At 60.0% G+C, this 17,055-nt stretch carries 16 protein-coding genes and 1 tRNA gene; 11 read left to right on the plus strand and 6 right to left on the minus strand.

All coding sequences use genetic code 11. The features are described from left to right. Positions 1-12: 12 nt before the first annotated feature. Complete coding sequence (locus ASD32_RS00305; RefSeq protein ID WP_060635923.1) at positions 13-1,281, plus strand: low temperature requirement protein A; 1,269 nt, start codon at positions 13-15, stop codon at positions 1,279-1,281. A gap of 79 nt (positions 1,282-1,360) precedes the next feature. On the opposite strand, the gene guaB is transcribed toward ASD32_RS00305, so the two are convergent. Then, positions 1,361-2,857 (minus strand): IMP dehydrogenase, encoded by a 1,497-nt coding sequence (gene guaB / locus ASD32_RS00310; RefSeq protein ID WP_060635924.1) that lies wholly within the window; start codon positions 2,855-2,857, stop codon positions 1,361-1,363. 544 nt (positions 2,858-3,401) lie between these two features. Further along, a complete protein-coding gene (locus tag ASD32_RS00315; RefSeq protein WP_060635925.1) occupies positions 3,402-4,394 on the minus strand; it encodes an MBL fold metallo-hydrolase in 993 nt (330 codons plus the stop codon). Between the two features lie 204 nt (positions 4,395-4,598). Between ASD32_RS00315 and ASD32_RS00320 the strand changes: the two genes are divergently transcribed. Then, positions 4,599-6,011, plus strand: coding sequence for a DHA2 family efflux MFS transporter permease subunit (locus tag ASD32_RS00320; protein WP_060636230.1), 1,413 nt, complete (start codon positions 4,599-4,601; stop codon positions 6,009-6,011). Between the two features lie 11 nt (positions 6,012-6,022). Here the strand turns inward: ASD32_RS00320 and ASD32_RS00325 are convergent, their stop codons facing one another. Genes ASD32_RS00325 through ASD32_RS00335 form a run of 3 tightly spaced genes read right to left on the minus strand, consistent with a single transcriptional unit; the run spans position 6,023 to position 8,799 of the window. After that, the gene (locus ASD32_RS00325; protein ID WP_060635926.1) at positions 6,023-6,406 is read right to left on the minus strand and encodes a VOC family protein; all 384 of its coding nucleotides are present in this window, start codon (positions 6,404-6,406) and stop codon (positions 6,023-6,025) included. Between the two features lie 3 nt (positions 6,407-6,409). After that, positions 6,410-7,189: an RlmE family RNA methyltransferase gene (locus ASD32_RS00330; protein WP_060635927.1), complete on the minus strand. Its 780-nt coding sequence runs from the start codon at positions 7,187-7,189 to the stop codon at positions 6,410-6,412. Then, the gene (locus ASD32_RS00335; protein WP_060635928.1) at positions 7,186-8,799 is read right to left on the minus strand and encodes a Ppx/GppA phosphatase family protein; all 1,614 of its coding nucleotides are present in this window, start codon (positions 8,797-8,799) and stop codon (positions 7,186-7,188) included. Before ASD32_RS00335 ends, ASD32_RS00330 begins: the two co-directional genes overlap by 4 nt. Before the next feature lie 265 nt (positions 8,800-9,064). Here ASD32_RS00335 and ASD32_RS00340 point away from each other — a divergent pair. From ASD32_RS00340 to ASD32_RS00380, 9 genes are all read left to right on the plus strand, one after another. Next, positions 9,065-9,138 (plus strand) — tRNA-Gln (locus tag ASD32_RS00340). Between the two features lie 249 nt (positions 9,139-9,387). Continuing rightward, entirely contained in the window at positions 9,388-10,140 is a 753-nt protein-coding gene (locus ASD32_RS00345; RefSeq protein ID WP_156382979.1) for a HipA family kinase, read from the plus strand. After that, a complete protein-coding gene (locus tag ASD32_RS00350) occupies positions 10,137-10,970 on the plus strand; it encodes a DUF3037 domain-containing protein (RefSeq protein ID WP_060635930.1) in 834 nt (277 codons plus the stop codon). The genes ASD32_RS00345 and ASD32_RS00350 overlap by 4 nt, the downstream gene beginning before the upstream one ends. 390 nt (positions 10,971-11,360) lie before the next feature. Continuing rightward, positions 11,361-13,280 carry a hypothetical protein gene (locus ASD32_RS00355; protein WP_060635931.1) on the plus strand — a complete coding sequence of 640 codons (1,920 nt, stop codon included), beginning with the start codon at positions 11,361-11,363 and terminating at the stop codon, positions 13,278-13,280. Positions 13,281-13,483: 203 nt separating this feature from the next. After that, positions 13,484-13,717 (plus strand): hypothetical protein, encoded by a 234-nt coding sequence (locus ASD32_RS00360; RefSeq protein ID WP_060635932.1) that lies wholly within the window; start codon positions 13,484-13,486, stop codon positions 13,715-13,717. A 188-nt stretch (positions 13,718-13,905) separates the two neighbouring features. Next, positions 13,906-14,400 carry a hypothetical protein gene (locus ASD32_RS00365; RefSeq protein WP_156382980.1) on the plus strand — a complete coding sequence of 165 codons (495 nt, stop codon included), beginning with the start codon at positions 13,906-13,908 and terminating at the stop codon, positions 14,398-14,400. Between the two features lie 154 nt (positions 14,401-14,554). Further along, positions 14,555-15,049 (plus strand): BON domain-containing protein, encoded by a 495-nt coding sequence (locus tag ASD32_RS00370; protein ID WP_162252614.1) that lies wholly within the window; start codon positions 14,555-14,557, stop codon positions 15,047-15,049. 56 nt (positions 15,050-15,105) lie between these two features. Beyond that, positions 15,106-16,023 carry a TIGR02587 family membrane protein gene (locus ASD32_RS00375; protein WP_082546571.1) on the plus strand — a complete coding sequence of 306 codons (918 nt, stop codon included), beginning with the start codon at positions 15,106-15,108 and terminating at the stop codon, positions 16,021-16,023. 9 nt (positions 16,024-16,032) lie between these two features. Then, a complete protein-coding gene (locus ASD32_RS00380; RefSeq protein WP_060635935.1) occupies positions 16,033-16,593 on the plus strand; it encodes a TIGR02588 family protein in 561 nt (186 codons plus the stop codon). A gap of 30 nt (positions 16,594-16,623) precedes the next feature. Here the strand turns inward: ASD32_RS00380 and ASD32_RS00385 are convergent, their stop codons facing one another. Then, positions 16,624-16,917, minus strand: coding sequence for a hypothetical protein (locus ASD32_RS00385; RefSeq protein WP_200953527.1), 294 nt, complete (start codon positions 16,915-16,917; stop codon positions 16,624-16,626). Positions 16,918-17,055: the final 138 nt, after the last annotated feature.

Genomic DNA, 17,055 nt, shown 5'->3' on the forward strand with positions numbered 1-17,055 from the left:
GGAAAGTCCCGCATGTCCCAAGAGCCTGATCCCGCCCCCGCGCTGCCCACCCATCATGCCAGCGCGATGCGCGGGCGCGACCCGCATGAGCATCACCGGGTGGCGACGCCGCTGGAGCTGCTGTTCGACCTGACCTTCGTCATCGCCTTTGGCGTTGCCGGATCGCAGCTCGCGCATCTCCTGGCCGAAGGGCATTATGCCGCCGGACTTGCAGGCTTCGGTTTTGCGATGTTTGCCGTCTGCTGGGCGTGGGTGAATTTCTCCTGGTTTGCCTCCGCCTTCGATACCGACGACTGGATCTACCGGCTGACAACGATGCTGCAGATGGCCGGGGTGCTGATCCTGTCGCTTGGACTGCCGCAGATGTTCGAATCGATCGACAAAGGCGCCCATGTCGATAATGGCATCATGGTTCTCGGCTATGTCGTCATGCGGGTGGCGATGATTTTCCAATGGTTGCGGGCCGCCCGCCACGCGCCGCGCTGCCGTCCTGCCTGCCTTTCCTATGTCACGGCGATCTCGATCGCGCAGATCGGCTGGATCGCGCTGATTTTCATCGACATGCCGCTATTCCCGACCTTCGTCTGCGTCGTTCTTTTGACGCTGATCGAACTGCTCGGCCCGGTCGTTGCCGAGCGCAAGAATGGCGGGACACCCTGGCATGCGCATCATATCGCCGAGCGCTACGGGCTGCTGGCGATCATCACGCTGGGCGAAGGCGTCGTCGGAACCGTGGCCTCGATTTCCGCCATCGTCGCCGCGCAGGGCTGGAGCCTCGACGCCATCCTGATCTGCGTTGCCGGCACCGGGCTTACCTTTAGCATGTGGTGGCTGTATTTCCTGTTGCCGTCAGCTGAGATCCTGCACCACTTCCGCAACCGCGCCTTCCTCTGGGGCTATGGCCATATGCTGATCTTCGCATCGATCGCCGCTACCGGGGCCGGCCTGCATGTGGCGGCCTACTATATCGAGCACAAGGCGCATATCAGCGCCGCTGCCGCCGTCTCGACCGTGGCCATCCCCGTCGGCATCTACATGCTGCTGATCTTTGCCCATTACGTCTATCTGCTGCAGCGGATGGAAGCGTTCTACCTCGGGCTTTTGGCAGGTGCGGCCGGCTTGCTGGTGCTGCCGGTCCTTGCCGCTGCTGCAGGCGTCAGCATGACCATCTGCCTGGCGCTCCTGATGCTGGCGCCGCTGGTCCCTGTCATCGGCTACGAGGCGAAGGGGCACAGCTATGGCGATGCGGCGCTCACACGGGCGCTTGGCTCTCAAGGTTGAAAACGAAAAGGCGGCGAAGATCGGTCCGCCGCCTTTTCCAACATCAAATCCTGGCCATATGCGGCCAAGCAACCGTCCCTTACATAGCGCCCGGATAGTTCGGGCTTTCGCGGGTGATCGTCACGTCATGAGCGTGGCTTTCGCGCAGGCCAGCACCTGAGATGCGCACGAAAGTGGCGCGCTCCTGGAAGTCCTTGATGGTGGCGCCGCCGACATAGCCCATCGAGGCCTTCAATCCACCGGCCAGTTGATGCAGCACGCCGGAAACCGGGCCCTTGTACGGAACCTGGCCTTCGATGCCTTCCGGCACCAGCTTCAGCGTATCGCGCACTTCCGCCTGGAAATAACGGTCGGCCGAGCCGCGCGCCATGGCGCCGACGGAGCCCATACCGCGATAGGCCTTGAACGAGCGGCCCTGATGCAGGAACACTTCGCCCGGGCTTTCATCCGTACCAGCGAGCAGCGAGCCGATCATGCAAGCCGATGCGCCGGCAGCGATGGCTTTGGCGAGATCGCCCGAGAACTTGATGCCGCCATCGGCGATCACCGGAATATTGGCCGCCTGGGCGGCCTCGACGGCTGCCATGATGGCTGCCAGCTGCGGCACGCCGACACCGGCCACGATGCGGGTGGTGCAGATCGAGCCTGGACCGATACCGACCTTGACGGCATCAGCACCGGCATCAATCAGTGCCCTGGTGCCGCCGGCGGTGGCGACATTGCCGGCCATGACACGAACGGAGTTCGACATGGTCTTGACCTTGGTCACCGCATCGAGAACACGCTGCGAATGGCCATGCGCGGTATCGACGACGATCAGATCGACGCCGGCATCGATCAGCCGCTCGGCCCGCTCGATACCGTCATCACCAACGCTGATGGCGGCGGCAGCACGCAGACGGCCCTGCGCATCCTTGGACGCATTGGGGTTGAGCTGCGACTTTTCAATATCCTTGACGGTGATGAGACCGACGCAACGGCCATCGCCGTCGATCACCAGCAGCTTCTCGATGCGATGCGAGTGCAGGAGGCGCTTGGCTTCCTGCTGATCGACATTCTCCGTGACCGTGATCAGGTTTTCGCGGGTCATCAGTTCGTAGATCTTCTGGCCGGGATCGGAGGCGAAGCGCACGTCGCGGTTGGTAACGATGCCAACCAGACGCCCGGGAACGCCGCCCGTGGCATTTTCGACGACCGGGATGCCGGAGATCGAATACATCTTCATCAGCGCCAGCGCATCGGCCAGCGTCGCATCGGGACCGATGGTCACCGGGTTGACGACCATGCCGCTTTCGAACTTCTTGACCTGGCGCACCTGCTCGGCCTGTTCGATCGGGGTGAGATTGCGGTGGATGACGCCGATGCCACCGGCCTGCGCCATGGCAATTGCCAGACGGCCTTCGGTGACCGTATCCATCGCCGAGGAGAGGATCGGCAGGTTGAGGTCGATATCCTGGGCGATGCGGGTGGCTATATTCGTCTGCCCCGGCATGACCTCGGAATGTCCGGGTTGCAGAAGGACGTCGTCGAAGGTCAATGCCTCCAGACCGGTTGCCGTTTCAATGATGCGCGCCATGGCCAAATCCCTTCAGTAAAAGGTGTTCTCCCCGCACCGTTTGACAACAGTGAGGCGGAAGACTCGCCGCGCTCAGGCGGGCGAGAGTTTCTTGGAAGTTGGCGAGGGCTGGTAACACGGATATGCCGGGTTGGAAATAGCAAAAGCCCGGAAATGACGCATCGTTTTGCTACAGCGATGACACGTTTGCGCCGCACCAGGCGCCGGGCTTGTATTTTGCTGGCAATACGGTATTTTTGGAGTGCCGGTGCAGGGGCCAACCTGCACCAGCGTTTACTGCTTAGCCGATGAACTGAAACCGGACGGAAGCTTGCCAGCCTGTCCGGTTTTTCCTCAGCGTCAGCGTGATGCTAAATGGCAGGTACCACATAGATCACCTCCACGTTTGAAGGCAAAGCTGGTGCCACAGTCGGGAAAGCTCATCTCCCCGATGCGCCGGCTGGCATGGCGCTGCTGCTTCTGCCTTGAAACTTTTCCAGTGTAGCAAACGTCGCGGCACCCGCAACCGGAAGCACGCATAGATTGCAATTTTTCGTCAAGACGGTCAGATTTCGAACTGGTAGGTTTCCGGTACGAAACGGTAGCCCTGTTCGAGCTTCTCGATGAAGCCGACGGACGGGAACGGCATGTGGTAGCCGACAAAGGGCAGCCGATCCGTGGCGACCATGTCGAAGACCTTTTTGCGCGAGGCCGCAGCCTTGGCCTTGTCCATATCGAACCGCACTTCCCAATCCGGACGCTGCAGCGACAGAACGAAATGATTGGCGCTATCGGCAGTCAGCACCAAGCCCTTGCCGTCCGATTCGACCGTAAAGATCATGTGTCCCGGAGAGTGACCAAAGGCTGCCATACCGGTAATACCCGGAACGACCTCGCCACCATCGCCGATGAAGGTCATTTTTTCGGCCAGCGGCACGACATTCTTCAAGACGCCCTGATGGCCGCCTTCGGCCGGCGTTCCGACGCGGGCTTCGTCCTTCCAGAAATCGAACTCCGTCTGGTTTGCAACATAGCGGGCATTCTTGAAGGCCGGTGCGCCGCCCTCCATCAAGCCGCCGATATGATCGCCATGCATATGGGTGAGGACGACGATGCTGACCTGGTCGGACGTATAACCGGCAGCCGCAATACCTTCCATAAGATGCCCGGCGCCCGCCGCGCGGCCACCCTCGCCCATGCCGGTATCAAACAGGATCACCTCCGAGCCGGTGTCGATCAGCGTCGGAGAAAAGCCGTTGACGAATTTGTCGGTGGGCAGAAAGTTCGCGGTGAGCAGGTCGGCGACCGCCTGCGGTGTCTGGTTGGTGCCAAAGGTTTCCTGCGGTTTTTCGCCGATGCGCAGGCCATCGCTGATGACGGTGATGCCGAAATTGCCGATCTTGAAACTGCTGGTTCTGCCTTCCGGTATTTTCATCGTCTCCGCTTTCGGTTCGCTCTGCGCAAAGGCCGCCCGGTTCATCACAAAGGGCGCCGCCAATGCGCCTGCTGTTGCCGCTCCAAATAAGGCACGGCGGCTCAAGGGAATAGACGTCGTCATGCTGTTCTCCATTTTTTGATTGGAAGGCTGGCAGTGTTCGATTGAATGGCGGTTGCGTCCAATCAACAAGGCGACATCTAGGGTCTTGACAGGAGATGGCCGCAGAACTCACAGGGATGTGATCGCAAAGTGAGCGCTTGGCAGCGACTTTTGCCGCAGAAGTTCTATGTTCCCGACGCTCCGCATATGCGCAAGGCCGCTCGCATGAATCGCATCGTTCCGATGATCCTCGCCGTCGCTCTGTTCATGGAGCAGATGGATTCCACCGTCATTGCCACATCGCTGCCGGCCATCGCCCATGACCTCGGCGTCGGGCCGATCACGCTGAAGCTGGCGCTGACGTCCTATATGGTGTCGCTGGCAATCTTCATTCCCTTAAGCGGCTGGATGGCCGACCGGTTCGGCGCCAAACGTATTTTTCGCGCCGCCATCCTCGTTTTCGTCTTCGGCTCGATCCTGTGTGCGGTTGCCGACAGCGTGCTTGCCTTCGTCGTCTCGCGCTTCCTGCAGGGCATGGGCGGAGCGATGATGACGCCGGTTGCCCGGCTTGTCCTGGTGCGCTCGACGCAGCGCAGCGAACTGGTCGGCGCCATGGCGCTGCTCACCATTCCCGCCCTTGTCGGCCCGTTGGCAGGCCCGCCGCTCGGCGGCTTCATCACCACCTATTTCTCCTGGCACTGGATTTTTCTGATCAATGTGCCGGTCGGCATTATCGGCTATATCCTGTCGGGCATCTACCTGCCTGAGATCAAGAGCGACGCGCCGCCGCCCATCGACATCAAGGGCTTTTTCCTCAGCGCCATTGCCGCCTCGGGCACGATGTTCGGCCTCTCGGTGATGAGCCTGCCGGCATTGCCGCCGCAGATCGGCGCTGCCGCCGTCGTCATCGGTCTTCTCTGCGGCTTCCTCTATGTCCGCCATGCGCGGCGCCATCCCGCGCCGCTGCTCGATCTCAACCTGTTCAAGGACAGCGCATTCAGAGCGGCGGCCATCGGCGGCACGCTGTTTCGCATCTCGATCGGCGCCGTTCCCTTCCTGATGCCTCTCATGCTGCAGGTCGGCTTCGGCCTGACGCCGTTCCAGTCCGGCATGATCACCTTCGTTGGGGCGGCCGGCGCATTGACGACGAAATTCTTTGCCAAGCGTGTTCTGATCTTTGCCGGGTTTCGCACTACGCTGATCTTTGCCTGCATCACCGGAACGATCCTGACATTTATCAACGGCCTGTTCACGCCGGCGACACCCACCATCGTGATGATGTTCATCCTGTTGCTGGCCGGCTTTGCCCGCTCGTTCTTCTTCACCAGCGTCAACGCGCTCGCCTTTGCCGATATCCCGGATTCGATGGCGAGCAAGGCGACCTCCATGACTGCTGTGCTGCAGCAGATGAGTCTCGCGCTCGGCGTTGCCGTGGCAGGTGCTATCCTTGAGATCGAGACGACGCTGACGGGATCGAAACTGGAGCTTGCAGATTTCCAGCTCGCCTTCATGCTGATCTCGGCCATCACGCTGTCTGCGATCATTCCGCTGATCGGCATGTCGAAGAACGCGGGCTCATCCGTCTCCGGCCACCGCATGCGCGAAGACCCCGAAGCCGAAACGATCAGCGTCAAATAAGGGAAAACACGCTATTGCGGCCGCTCGCAGACCGCGGACAGCTTGTTGCCATCGGGATCGCGGACGAAGGCCGCATAGAAATTTGCGTGAAAAGGCCGTAGCCCGGGCGCACCCTCGTCAGTGCCGCCATGGGCAAGGGCCGCCGCATGGAACGCATCGACGGCAGCACGGCTTTGCGCTTCGAGCGCGACCATCGAGCCATTGCCGATCGTCGCGACCTTGCGGTTATGCGGCGTGACGACCCATAGGCGGCAGCGGGTATCGCTCTCACTCGCATAGCCGATCTCCAGATCATCCCGCCCGCGGCGCGTCAGGCCAAGCGGCCCCAGTGCTGCATCATAAAACAGCTGCGCACGCTCAAGATCGTTGCTGCCGAGAGTGACGTAGAGAAGCATGGCTCAATCGGCCTCGGCCGTGTCCCGCTCGTCCACCACCTCGCGCTCGTCGATTTCGGTCTCGCTGTCATAGAGCGAGCGGGCACCGGGCTTGCGGCCCTTGAATCCCTTGGCGAGCAGGAACATCTCGACCGATTCCGCCCGCGAAGCCGCCGGCTTTACATGGATGACCTGTTTGAAATTCTGCTTCAGCAGCGTCAACAGTTCGCGCTCGGCACCGCCCTGGAAGGTCTTGGCGAGGAAATGCCCGCCTTCGCCGAGAACGTCGATGGCGAAATAGGCCGCGACTTCGCACAGATGCATGGTGCGGATATGGTCGGTCTGGCGATGACCGGTGGTCGGCGCCGCCATGTCGGACAGGACCAGGTCCGGCGTGCCGCCCAGCGCCGTCATCAGCTTTTCCGGCGCCGTCGGGTCGAGGAAGTCCAGTTGCAGGATATGAACGCCTGCCAGCGGATCAAGCTCGAGAAAATCGATCGCCACCACCTTCGGATCGCTATCGGTCGAGTTCGTCACCTTGGCGGCGATCTGCGACCAGCTGCCGGGTGCGGCACCCAGATCGATGATGCGCTTGGCGCCGGACAGGATCTTGTGCTTCTCGTCGATCTCCAGGAGCTTGAACGCCGCGCGGGCACGATAGCCTTCGAGCTGCGCGCGCTGCACATAGGGATCGTTGATATGCCGCTCGATCCAGCGCCGCGACGACGCCTTCAGCTTGCCCTTCTTGACCTTCTGGCCAAGCTTGCGCCCGGTGCGGTTTCCGCCGATCGGGGGTTTTGTCATTGGGTGTTTCCTTCGTGGGAACCGTATTGCATGCCGCGCGGATGGCGGCGGGCGCGTCCGCGCCGCCAGACACCGTCATCGGCCATCATATCGGTCAACAGCCCCTCGCGCAGGCCGCGATCGGCAACGCGCATGCGCTCCGACGGCCAGCGGCGGCGGATGGCTTCGAGAATGGCGCATCCGGCCAGAACCAGATCGGCCCGGTCCGGCCCGATGCAGGGATTGGCGGCGCGCGCGGTGAAATCCCAGGACAACAGCCGCGCCTGCATCGCCGAAACCTCGTCGTCCGACAGCCAGAGGCCATCGACCTTGCGGCGGTCGTAACGCGGCAGATCGAGATGCACGCCAGCCAAGGTCGTCACCGTTCCGGAGGTGCCGATCAGATGAAACCCGTTCTCGTCGCCGGGATTTTCCAGCGTTTGAATGGCCGGGCAATCGAAATTGGAGAGCATGCCCTGCACCTCGACCACCATTGCCTCGAAGCTTGCCGGCGAGACGTCCTGGCCGCCATGACGTTCCGACAGCGTGACGACGCCGACCGGCAGCGATGTCCAGTGGGTGATATGATTGGCAAGCCGGCTCGACCGGTTCTCGCCGATCTTGATGACGGCGATCTCGGAGGAGCCGCCGCCGATATCAAACAGAACCACCGATTTGGTTTCGCGCCCGACCAGCGACGAGCAGCCGGACACGGCAAGCCGCGCCTCGGTCTCGCGGTTGATGATTTCAAGCTCCAGGCCGGTTTCAGCCAGAACCCGCTCCAGGAAGGCCTCGCCGTTTTCGGCAGCGCGCGCCGCCTCGGTCGCGATCAGCCGGGTCTTGCGGATCTCGCGGGTCTTCAGCTTGGCGGCGCAAACTTTCAACGCCTCGATCGAGCGGTCCATCGCATCCTGCGACAGGCGGCCGGACGCGCCGAGCCCTTCGCCGAGCCGGACGATGCGCGAAAAGGCATCGACGACGCGGAACTGGCCGGGACGGGTCGGCTGGGCAATCAGCAGGCGGCAATTGTTGGTGCCGAGATCAAGCGCTGCATAAAGCGGGGAACCCGAATCGGCCCCATGGGAAAAGCCGTGACCATTGCCGCGCCGCTCCTGGCCGGCGTGATGGCCGCTATTGGCACTTGACCCCAACCCGGACGGCCGCTGCTCCTCAGAGCGCGCGACCGATGCGGCTTGTTGCTGCGGCGGCTGGCGTACCGGATCGCTGGCAGGGCGCGGCTTTTCACTGACTGCCAGCGGGCGGCCCTGCAAGCTACGGCGCTGCCTGTTCTTCTTGTTGCGCTTGCGGCTGGCATTTTCAGCCAATGCTGGCGCAACGGTCTTTGAACCATCGGCCTCAGTCGCTGAACTGGTGGCAACGGCAGGCTGGCCGGATTTGGAACGCCGCCTGCGTTTGCGTTTGCGCACCGGTTCTCCGGTCGCATCTGTCACTTCGGGACGCCGTGTTTCTCCGTTACCAACGGAGGAACTGGCATTCGCAGAGGCTGCGCGGGAGGGTTTTCCCCGCCTACGCTTGCCTTTGCCGGAACGAGGTACTGACTGCCCATCGTTGCGGTCTGCTGCCGACGCCCCGGAAACGGACGGCTGTTCGCCGTTGTCGGGGTCTCTCACGTGTCTGTCCATTGCGCCGCGCGGAACAATCGCCGCTCGAGGCGCTCTCTTGATTTTCGTTGGGTGGACTTTACCAGCGCCGTCCCAATTCGCCAAATTCTTTTTGCACAGCGTGCAGCGCCGGTTCACCGCGCCGCTTGCGATGCCGCGCGTGAAGAGTTTTTCCCCAACCTTGCCGATTTTTTCCCAAAATCTATTGCATCCCCCGATCTTTTGTTTATAAGCCCGCCTCACCGGCTGGGCACAAACATCGCCCACGCAGTTTTGGGGAATAGGTTAACGGTAGACCCACGGACTCTGACTCCGTTAGTCCTGGTTCGAATCCAGGTTCCCCAGCCAAATTTCGCATCGTTCCTAAACACCTTTGGTTGCTCCAACCACCTGACGGAAATTCTGGTCTGTCTGACAACACACGCACCTATTGACTTTTTTACTGACTTTTGAGCTTTCAACTCTGCGTCTAGTCCTTAGCGAACCGGTAACACCGCAGACCCCGTTTCCACATTCCAGCAGTCTTTTGCCGCTCTTGGAGTCTATTTTCCAGTATGCTCTATAGGTGCATAGTGTTCATCATGCGCGTGTAGATCGATGCCAATTGAAATTGAGGAAGTGTTACGGCGATCAGAACAGGGCGCGACGAAGCCATACATCTGCCGTGGTGCAGACGGAAAACTCTACTACGTGAAGGGCAGGGATGCTGGATATGTATCCCTTGTGAAGGAATGGATTGCGGGAAGGCTAGCCCGTCATCTGCGCTTGCCCATCGCTCCCTTTGTTTTTGCTTTCGTGCCTGAAGAATTGTACGAGCTCGGACGTCACACCAACCGGGGCAGCCTGAATCTGAGTGGCTTGGGCTCGGGCATCTTGTTCGGATCGGAACATATTCCGGAATCCAATGAACTGGCCTTTCTGAATATCGCCGCGATTTCCAACAATCTGAAGCGGGACATCGCCGCTTTCGACTGGTGGATCATGAATGGCGATCGCACGCTCACGGAGTCCGGAGGCAATCCCAATATCCTTTGGTCTGAGAGCAACAAATCGGCCGTGATCATTGACCATAACCTGGCCTTCGATCCTGAAGTAACGCTTCATTCACAGCTGTTAAGCCATGTTTTTTCAGGGTCGCTGGCGGAGATCTGCGATGAACCAACGCTGCAAGCGGGATATCGTTCGAGATTTGCTCAGGCGCTATCCGAGCTGACCAACATCCTTGGTGACATCCCACCCAGGTGGCACTATGTAGACGATTATGAGACGGTTGAAATTGTGCTTTCGACAGCTACCGTGAAAGCTGTTTTGCAAAGACATGAAATGCCGGATTTTTGGAAACGAACATGAACAAGCATGCTGTAAGCTATGCGATAATCCGTTTCCAACCGCATGTTGAGACGGAAGAGTTCGCCAACATCGGGATTGTCCTCGTCGCACCGAGGATGGGCTATCTTGACTTCAGATTGGAAATGAGACGCCACGGGCGAGTGACAGATTTTTTTGATAGCTTGGAGCCAACAGCTATCCGAGCGATCCTCGGAAACTACCATTCGGAGCTAAAGCGCGTCCGAGATCTTGCTGGTCACGCGGGCGATGGCCAAACTCGGTTTGAGTTCGACCTTACCGACAATGCAGAACACCTGTTTCAAGCTCTGACGAAAGATCGTGAGGGCATTATACGTTTCAGCGACGTCCGTTTCGCGATGACCGACAACCCCAAGGACAAGCTCGAAGAGCTGTTTGAATACTATGTCAGACGAAATTTTTCGAGCCCCCTCTATCGCGAGGGGCTCTTGGAACAACATGTCCGGTCGGTTCTCAAGCTGCAAGAGATCAACAAGAATTTCAAGCGGCGAACATTCAATGACGGCGTCTATTCCGCGACATTTCCGTTCGTCGAGATTGTTGACGACAGGGCTGTGAAAATTCTGAAGCCCATCTATCTGGGGCAGAATGATCCGACGCGCATACTCGATCACGGAAACAAATGGCTCTTCACGATCAACAGGCTGAAGCCGCTTCTCCCCCGCAACGTTGTTTTTGCTGTCGAGGGGCCGGCTGAGAAGGCTGCCCAGCAGCGGGCTTTTCAAGAGACACTCAATCTGTTCAAGGCTAGCAATATTCAGGTTGTGGACGCCACAAACAGAAACGAATTGATCCACGCTGCCGAAGCATGACGGCAGCCAAACTTTTCTGATAACACCAATATCGAACACCGCCCGCCGCAGCCCTCCGCGCGCGCATCGCCTCCCCTCATCAAAATCAGGCTTTCAATCCGCTGCGAAATCTGCGAAAGGCCTGTCGTCCGCAAGGACGGGGCGCGGCTGCTATTAGATTTAGAATAGGGCCGGGCGGGCAGATTGACGTCTCTCTCGCTGCTGCGAAAAAACGTGGCCGTCCGATTATATCGGGCATCGCTCGTGTGTGATGATGTCCAGGCGTTGAATATTCATTTGATTTTCTGAGATCTGTCGATTTTTCCCAGCCGTGCTTGCGTCTGTGGTTGATCCGCTCCGCGCAAGCAAGGGGCGTTATTCATCGCATTGCGGATAGCTGGATGAGTGGATATGGACGGACAGGCGGTTGCGGCGGCGGGCGTTGCCTTTGGGCGGGGGGACTATCTCGGTGTTCTTTCGCTTCTGAGCCCCTGGCTGGGAACTTCGACGGATGCGGCTCCGCTTGTGCTTTTGGGGGATGCTCTTGCGCATCTCGGTCTTCCGGGCGAGGCCGCGCAGGTCTTTGAGCGGGCGGCGGCTTGTCCCGGTGCAGACGTCAGTGCTTCCCTCGGCCGCGCCACGGCGCTTTATGTCGAGGCTGGCGATGACGACCGGGCGCAGTTGATCGGCATCAAGCTTCTGGACGTGATGCCTGGTGATACTTCCCTTGCCTATCATCTGGCTTTGTCGTTCCGGCGCACCGGCGACACCGGGCTTGTCCATCTGCTCGTCGAGAGCCTTGCCAAGAGCGGCGATGCCGATCATCTGAAGCTGGCCGGCGAGATTTTAAGCGGCAGCGAGCGCAATCCTCTGGCGCTGACGGTGTTTCGCAAGCTTGCGGCGCTTTTTCCCGATGATCCCTATACGCAGTTCAAGTTCATGTCGGTGGCGCGCGATTTCTGCGATTTTGCGGCGATCGAGACGCTCGAGCAGGCAGATGCCGTTCGATCGGCGAGTGGCGACCTGTCTTTCCTTGCGGGCGAAACGGCCTATTCGAACCTTCTGCACTGTGGCGATGAGCGGCTCAACCGGCTGGCGGCGAACAATCCCGGCCTGACGATCCCCTCGCCCGGCCATAGCCGCCTGAGGCGGATGCGCCAGCATGCGTGGGGCGAGCGGATCCGCCTTGGCTATCTCTCCAGCGATTTCTGGAGCGGACATGCGACGATGCGTCTTTTGCAGAGCGTGCTGGAGGCCCATGACAAAAGCCGTTTCGACGTGACGCTGTTTTGCTATACGCCGGAGCATCACGCAGCCTCGGACGCCAACCGCTCGAAATGGGGGGAGATCGTTACCCTGCACGGTAAAAGCGACGCAGAGGCGGCCGATATCATCCGCCGGCACGATATCGACGTCCTCGTCGATCTCAAAGGCCATACCGGCGGTTCCCGGTCCAACATTCTCAACCAGATGGTAGCGCCGGTTCAGGTGGCCTGGCTTGGTTTTCCCGGCAGCGCCATGCATGTCGATTGCGATTATATTATCGGCGACCGGATCGTGCTGCCAGCAAGCGCCCGGCAGAATTACCACGAGAAATTCTGCCTGCTGCCGGAAAGCTACCAACCGAACGACCCGGTGCATCGCGCCCTCCCAGACGCCACGGACCGGGGCGCGCTCGGCCTGCCGTCAGACCGTTTCGTTTTTGCCGCCTTCAATGCGGGCCGCAAGATTTCGCTTGCAGCGCTCGATCGCTGGGCGCAGATCCTGCACCGTTGCGATCATTCGGTTCTCTGGATGATGATTGATGGCGACCTGGCCCGCAGCAATATGCTTGCGGCTTTCGGCAAGCGCGGGGTGAGCGCGGACAAACTCATCTTTGCATCCGCAACCGGGTACGAGGCTCATATTGCCCGGTTGCAGGCGGCCGATCTCGGGCTTGATACATTCCCCTATAATGGCCACACGACCACTTCGGACAAGCTCTGGGCGGGCCTGCCGGTGATTTCGGTAAAGGGCAGCAATTTTGCCTCACGAGTATCCGAAAGCCTTTTGGGTGCACTGGGCCTGCCGCAGCTGGTGGCCGGGACGCCGGAGGCGTTTGTCGAAATGGCGGTGCAACTCGCGCACAATCCCGGCGAAATTGCCCGCCTGAAGCAGGAAATCTTACGAAACCGGTTCGTATCGCCGCTGTTTGATGCCGAGCGGTTCTGCCGCCATCTGGAACAGGGTCTGTCTATTATGGTGGACCGCGGCCGGGCGAAGCTGCCGCCCGAGCATTTCGAGGTGCCTGCCCTGCCGGTTCGCGCTCACCCGTTTTCGAGCCGGACATAACGTCATCCCAAGTTGCGGATGCGCTTCAGCGTTTTTGTGGATGCCGGACTGATTGCCGGTATAGCGGCACGGCAATCGATGCTAAGGATCGCAGCCATGCTGCGCGCGTGTCTTTCACGACTGCCGCAATCCAACAATCGCTATGGACCTTGTGGCAACGCCTGTACTGTCCGTGCCCGCGAAAAATACTTGAAAGGGCCATCATGGCCGAGAAATTCATTGTCATTCCATATAAGAAGACGCGCGGCGGACTGGCCCCGGGAGAGATGCGCCAGGCATCCAATGCGGCCAGTGCGGAAAAGATTGCCGCAGCCATGGCCGACCGGTTCATCGGGGTCGCAGCCTATGCCGTGGAAGTCGATGAGGAGAGCGGCGATATGACCAGCCCGCGTCTTCTCGTGCAATTCGGGGATATTGCCGAGTTGCCGTCGCCCTGATTTGAGGCGCATAAGGCACGTTTTCGGCATGTTTTGAGCGTAAAAAGCCGCTTTTTTTCGGCAATTTGGCTGGTTTTGCCTGTTTACAGGTCTTTTCAAGGAACATTCGTCTCGCGGCAACGTTTATGTGGCAGTTGCCTTCAACGTTTGCTGGCACAGGCACCATTTCTCGAAAGGATATGTCCGCCATGAATCAACGTTTTGACCCCAGTGAAAACCGCAACGTGAATCCTGCAGCATGGCCGGCCGATCAGGCAGGTCCGCGTATCGATCCGGTGACAGGCGCGCCGGTGAACGATCCGTTGGCCAACCAGCGGCGGCCGGAAGAGCTTGAACCCCGCTCCGGACGCTCCAAGTGGCCGGTGCTGATCATCCTGCTCGCAGGTCTGGTTCTGGCGCTTCTTGTCTGGCTGCCGGCAGAATTGTCGACCGACCAGACAACCGGCACCGCAACACCGCCGCCGGCAACGACGGACCAGATGGCACCGGCTGATACGGCAACGCCGCCGGCCGATACGAGTGCAACGCCGGCAACACCCGGTACTGCAACCACTCCGGATACGAGCGCGACCCCGAACGCGATGCCTATGACCCCGGATACCCAGACGCCGGCCACCGGGACTGATACGCAGACTCCGGCTACGGGCACTGCCCCGGCAACCGGTACGGCTCCGCAGAACTAACATCTGTGGAGGGTTGATATGGATGGCGGAGCTGCAGATGCAGCTCCGCCATTTTTTGTGCCGCGCTCCGCAATTGCTTTCAGCGCCCATCCAATTGAACCAAATGTCACGCCAGCCGTTTCCCTCTCGGTTCCATGACAACGAGGACACGACCATGACCGACAAGACACCGAAGCCCACCGGACGCGAAGACGATTACCGCGATTATGAGGAACGGGACGTCGAGGAGGGCTGGCCCTATGCCGATGCCACGCCGGGATCAGAGACCAAAGTCGGCAACGGCTCCTATGGCGCGGGTGAAGAGAATTTCGATGAAGCCGGAAATCCTGGATTCCAGCGCAGCGACGAAACGGTGATCGAAAGCAAAAACGGGCCGGACCTGTTTGGCGACGAAACCGAGGCCGATGTGGACGATGACGCGCTGGAAGATGTGATTGCCAATGTGCTCGAAGACAGCGACATTGAAACGGCGTCTGTGGAAATCAAGGCGCGCCGGGGTTCGGTGTGGCTGAAGGGTGCGGTTGATACGGCGCAGGAGCGGCGCAAGATCGAATTGCTGATTTATGCGGTGCCCGGTGTCGTCAGCATTCGCAACGATCTGGAAGCAAGCGGCGTCGATGGCGGGATCCCGGCGGATTGGAACGAGTAAGCACAGGGTTGCATCACAATGAGGGATTGTGAGCTTCGTTGACGTGAGGGGATTTGATGCAGAAGGCGGGGACGGGCGCGGCCGGAAGAAAAAAGATTTCCGGCCGGCCGGATAACACACAGACCGATGACAAGGCGACGGCTGACAGCGCCAACGCCGAGAAGGCAACCGCCGCGAAATTTGCGGTTGGGGTTGGCCGTGGAATCGGCGGTGCGCTGCTGTTTGCATTGCCGATGCAGATGACCATGGAAATGTGGGCACTCGGCTTTACCATGGACCGCTGGCGGCTGGTTCTGCTTCTCGTTCTCACCATTCCGCTGTTGATCGGCATTTCCCACCGGATCGGCTTTGAAGAGACGTTTTCCTGGAAGACGGCGATCCGCGACGCGATGATCGCGTTCGGGATCGGCATCTTTACCAGCGCGGTGACGCTGTGCCTGTTCAAGCTTCTGATGGCAGAGATGCCAGCGCAGGAGATTACCGGCAAGATTGCGGTCCAGGCCATTCCGGCCAGCATCGGCGCGCTTCTGGGGCGCAGTCAGCTGGGCAGCGGCAAGGATGACACCGAGGGCGATCAGAAGGACAGCTATGGCAGCGAGCTCTTCATGATGGCGGTCGGCGCACTGTTCCTCAATCTCAACATGGCGCCGACGGAAGAGATGATCCTGATTTCCTACAAGATGACGCCATGGCATGCCTTAGCAACCATCGTCCTATCCATCACGCTCATGCATGCCTTTGTCTACGCGGTGTCCTTCAAGGGCGGCCATGAGCTGTCGGCCGATACGCCGTGGTGGCATGCGTTTGTCCGCTTCACCCTGCCCGGCTATGTGATTGCCCTGCTGATCAGCCTCTACGCGCTCTGGAGTTTCGAGCGGCTGGACGGCGGATCGTTCACGCCGGCGATGATGGCGATGATCGTGCTTGCCTTTCCCGGCGCCATCGGCGCGGCTGCCGCGCGGCTCATTTTATGAGGAACCACCATGGCTGACGCCAAACCGGTCAAATCCAGCAGCCGCATCTCCAACAGCGGCCAGCCCAAGAGCAACGGTGCAAAAAGCAACGTGGTCAAGAGCGGCCCACCCAAGAGCAGCGGGGCCAAGAGCGACGCGGCAAAGAGTGACACGTCCAAAAGCGAGACGTCCAAGAGCCGCACGGTGGGGCGCGGCGCGCATTGGATCGAATGGCTGACCGGCGGAATTTGCGCCCTGCTCGTGGCCGCGATGATCGGCTGGATCAGCTATGATGCTGTCACTTCCGCTGGCGGCGCGCCGCAACTTTCCGTCAGCATTCTCAGCCAGCGGGCGTCTCCGGCAGGTGGCGGTTATGAGGTGTCTTTTACCGTCGAAAACAGGGGCAAGCGGACCGCCGCGTCCGTGCCGGTAAAGGGGGAGGTGCTGAACGGAGATACCGCGATCGAGACGCAGGAGATCACATTTGATTATGTCCCGGCTCAGTCATCCGCGACCGGCACGCTGCTCTTCAAGACCGATCCATCCGCCAACACCTTTACCATCGTCGCGTCGGGCTATACCGATCCGTGATAAACGCCATGCGGTAGAAACATCTGCCGCTCAGACGCGATTTTCAGTGTTGCGGGCGGGCACGGACGACACGGCATTCCATTGAAACTGGCTGCTCGACGGGTCGCCGTCGCCTGGAACCCAGAAGCTTGCCGGTGGCATCGACCGGGCTGCCGGTTTTGACAGAAGCGCCTTGACGGCGCGTTTCGCTTCGGATGCGTTTGAAAACAGACGGCCATCCAGACCCAAGACGCTGAACTTGACAGCGAGAAAGCGAAATCCATTATCCTCGCGCATCAAAGCGCCAACGGCTTCGCCGCCGAACTCTATAACTTGTTTCTGCATTGAAATACTGCTCCCGCCGCCGTTTATCACGGCGGTCATTTCCATTCGCTGCGCATGGCACAGCCGACCGAGCCCTCGCCTTCAGCCAACCCATATAACGGACGAGCTTGACGTTTGTTCCGGGGTTCCGGAAATTTA

This window comes from Rhizobium sp. Root483D2, assembly GCF_001426685.1.
Classification (GTDB): Bacteria; Pseudomonadota; Alphaproteobacteria; order Rhizobiales; family Rhizobiaceae; genus Pararhizobium; species Pararhizobium qamdonense.

Bases quoted from the DNA above. Each gene is read 5' to 3' on its own strand.
- ASD32_RS00305 (WP_060635923.1), top strand. From the start codon at position 13: ATGTCCCAAGAGCCTGATCCCGCCCCCGCGCTGCCCACCCATCATGCC.
- guaB (WP_060635924.1), bottom strand. From the start codon at position 2,857: ATGGCGCGCATCATTGAAACGGCAACCGGTCTGGAGGCATTGACCTTC.
- ASD32_RS00315 (WP_060635925.1), bottom strand. From the start codon at position 4,394: ATGACGACGTCTATTCCCTTGAGCCGCCGTGCCTTATTTGGAGCGGCA.
- ASD32_RS00320 (WP_060636230.1), top strand. From the start codon at position 4,599: ATGAATCGCATCGTTCCGATGATCCTCGCCGTCGCTCTGTTCATGGAG.
- ASD32_RS00325 (WP_060635926.1), bottom strand. From the start codon at position 6,406: ATGCTTCTCTACGTCACTCTCGGCAGCAACGATCTTGAGCGTGCGCAG.
- ASD32_RS00330 (WP_060635927.1), bottom strand. From the start codon at position 7,189: ATGACAAAACCCCCGATCGGCGGAAACCGCACCGGGCGCAAGCTTGGC.
- ASD32_RS00345 (WP_156382979.1), top strand. From the start codon at position 9,388: ATGCCAATTGAAATTGAGGAAGTGTTACGGCGATCAGAACAGGGCGCG.
- ASD32_RS00350 (WP_060635930.1), top strand. From the start codon at position 10,137: ATGAACAAGCATGCTGTAAGCTATGCGATAATCCGTTTCCAACCGCAT.
- ASD32_RS00355 (WP_060635931.1), top strand. From the start codon at position 11,361: ATGGACGGACAGGCGGTTGCGGCGGCGGGCGTTGCCTTTGGGCGGGGG.
- ASD32_RS00360 (WP_060635932.1), top strand. From the start codon at position 13,484: ATGGCCGAGAAATTCATTGTCATTCCATATAAGAAGACGCGCGGCGGA.
- ASD32_RS00365 (WP_156382980.1), top strand. From the start codon at position 13,906: ATGAATCAACGTTTTGACCCCAGTGAAAACCGCAACGTGAATCCTGCA.
- ASD32_RS00370 (WP_162252614.1), top strand. From the start codon at position 14,555: ATGACCGACAAGACACCGAAGCCCACCGGACGCGAAGACGATTACCGC.
- ASD32_RS00375 (WP_082546571.1), top strand. From the start codon at position 15,106: ATGCAGAAGGCGGGGACGGGCGCGGCCGGAAGAAAAAAGATTTCCGGC.
- ASD32_RS00380 (WP_060635935.1), top strand. From the start codon at position 16,033: ATGGCTGACGCCAAACCGGTCAAATCCAGCAGCCGCATCTCCAACAGC.
- ASD32_RS00385 (WP_200953527.1), bottom strand. From the start codon at position 16,917: ATGCAGAAACAAGTTATAGAGTTCGGCGGCGAAGCCGTTGGCGCTTTG.